1 protein-coding gene is annotated in these 2,281 nt (G+C 68.3%); it reads left to right on the plus strand.

What is annotated here, in order from left to right; all coding sequences use genetic code 11:
• Positions 1–25: 25 nt before the first annotated feature.
• The coding region (locus ACFV2X_RS55515; RefSeq protein ID WP_385631947.1) for an acyltransferase domain-containing protein at positions 26–2,281 on the plus strand (2,256 nt) is incomplete at its 3' end.

Raw genomic sequence — 2,281 nt, forward strand, 5'->3', positions numbered from 1 at the left:
GTCGGTGGGGTTGTCGGAGGAGGAGGTGGTTGCTCGGCTACGGGAGTGGGATGGTCGGGTTGAGATCGGGGCGGTCAACAGTCCGTCCTCGGTGGCCATCACCGCTGACACCGAAGCCCTCGACGAAGCCATCGAGACTTTGGAGGACCAGGGCGTCCGCGTACGCCGCATCGCGATCGACTACGCCTCGCACTCCCGGCACGTCGGGGCTGTCCAGGAGATCCTGAACGAGGCATTCGCCGACATCCGCAGCCAAGCTCCTACCGTGCCATTCCTCTCCACTGCCACCGGCGAGTGGATCCGCGAGGCGGGTGCCCTGGACGGCAGCTACTGGTACCGCAACCTGCGCAGCCAGGTCCGCTTCGGCCCCGCGATCGCTGACCTGCTGGCCGACGGCCACACCGTGTTCGTGGAGTCCAGCGCCCACCCCGTCCTGGTCCAGCCGATCAGCGAGGTCGTGGCCGGCGCCGAGACAGAGGCCGTCGTGACCGGCTCCCTGCGCCGTCACGAGGGAGGTCCGCGCCGCCTGTTCACTTCGATGGCCGACCTCTTCGTCCGAGGCATCCACGTCGACTGGAGCGGCGTCCTCGCGGCCGGAGCCGATGCCCGCCGCGTCGACCTTCCGACATACGCCTTCGATCACAAGAACTACTGGATGGAGCTGGCGGGTACCGCCAACGATGTCGCCTCGCTCGGCTTGTCGGGGGCTGATCATCCGTTGCTGGGTGCGGTGGTTCCGGTGCCGGAGACGAGCGGTGTGTTGTGTACGTCGCGGTTGTCGCTTCGTACGCATCCGTGGCTTGCGGATCACGCTGTGGGCGGTGTCGTGCTTGTCCCTGGCACTGCTTTGGTGGAGTTGGTGGTGCGTGCGGGTGACGAGGTGGGCTGCGGCACGTTGGAGGAATTGGTCATTGAGACGCCGCTTGTCGTACCCGCTCAAGGGAGTATGCGCGTTCAGGTCGCGGTGGGCGGCCCTGAGGAGAACGGCGCGCGTTCGGTGGCCGTGTACTCGGCTCGTGATGACGACGGTCGCGGCACCGGTATCGATGGTTGGACCCGGCACGCTGCCGGCACTTTGACGGCGGCTGCTGTCCCTGCTGATGGTTTCGATTTCACGGTGTGGCCGCCGGTCGGTGCGGAGCGGGTGTCGTTCGATGCGGTCGGGTTCTATGAGGAGATGGCGGGCCGCGGCTATGTGTACGGTCCGGCGTTTCAGGGTTTGCGTGGGGTGTGGCGGCGGGGCGAGGAGGTGTTCGCCGAGGTTGCTCTGCCGGACGAGCAGCATGGTGAGGCGAGCCGCTTCGGGTTGCACCCGGCGTTGCTCGACGCTGCCTTGCAGAGCGGGCTCGTCCGGCCGGCCGATGCCGGGGTGGATATGCGTGTGCCGTTCGCCTGGAACGGGCTGCGCCTGCATGCCGCGGGTGCCTCGGAGCTGCGGGTGCGGACGGTGCCGTCCGGGCCGGACGCGGTGTCGTTGCAGGCGGCCGACGGGGCCGGCGGTCCGGTGCTGAGCCTGGAGTCGCTGGTTGCCCGGGCGGTGGACGTGGAGCAGTTGGATCGGATGGCGACTGATGACGGTCGCGACGCGCTGTTCGAGGTGGACTGGAGCGAACTGCCCGCGCCTGCTTCGAGCGCCGAACCTCTGCCGCCGTGGGCGCTGGTGGCTTCGGCCGAGGACGTGACGGATCTGGCAGATGCCGCGGTGGTTCCTGCGGTAGCGGTTCTTGAGGCTGTTGGCGGTGACGGCGAGCACGACGCGCTTGCCCTGACCGTCAGGGTGCTGGAGATCGTTCAGGCGTGGTTCGCTGCTGCGGGTCTGGCGGAGTCCCGGCTGGTGGTGGTCACACGGGGTGCGGTTCCGGTCGGTGGTGAGGGAAATGTCGCCGATCCTGCTGGTGCTGCGGTGTGGGGTCTGGTTCGGGCGGCCCAGGCCGAGAACCCGGACCGGATCGTCCTGCTCGATCTCGCTGCCGACGTCGATATGGGGTCGGTTCTGCCTGCCGTATTGGCCGCCGATGAGCCGCAGGTCGCGGTCCGAGGTACCACGCTGTCCGTGCCGCGGCTCGTTCCTGCCGGTAAGCGGACCTTGCAGATCCCCGAAGCGGGCGAGTGGCGGTTGGGGGTGGGTACTACCGGTGTTGGCACGCTCGACAGCCTTTCCCTGCTGCCGGAGCCCCGTGTTACGACGCCGCTGGCCGCGGGCCAGGTCCGTGTCGGCCTGCGGGCGCTGGGCCTCAACTTCCGTGACGTTCTTATCGCGTTGGGGATGTATCCAGGCGCG

This window comes from Streptomyces sp. NPDC059679, assembly GCF_042734105.1.
Classification (GTDB): Bacteria; Actinomycetota; Actinomycetes; order Streptomycetales; family Streptomycetaceae; genus Streptomyces.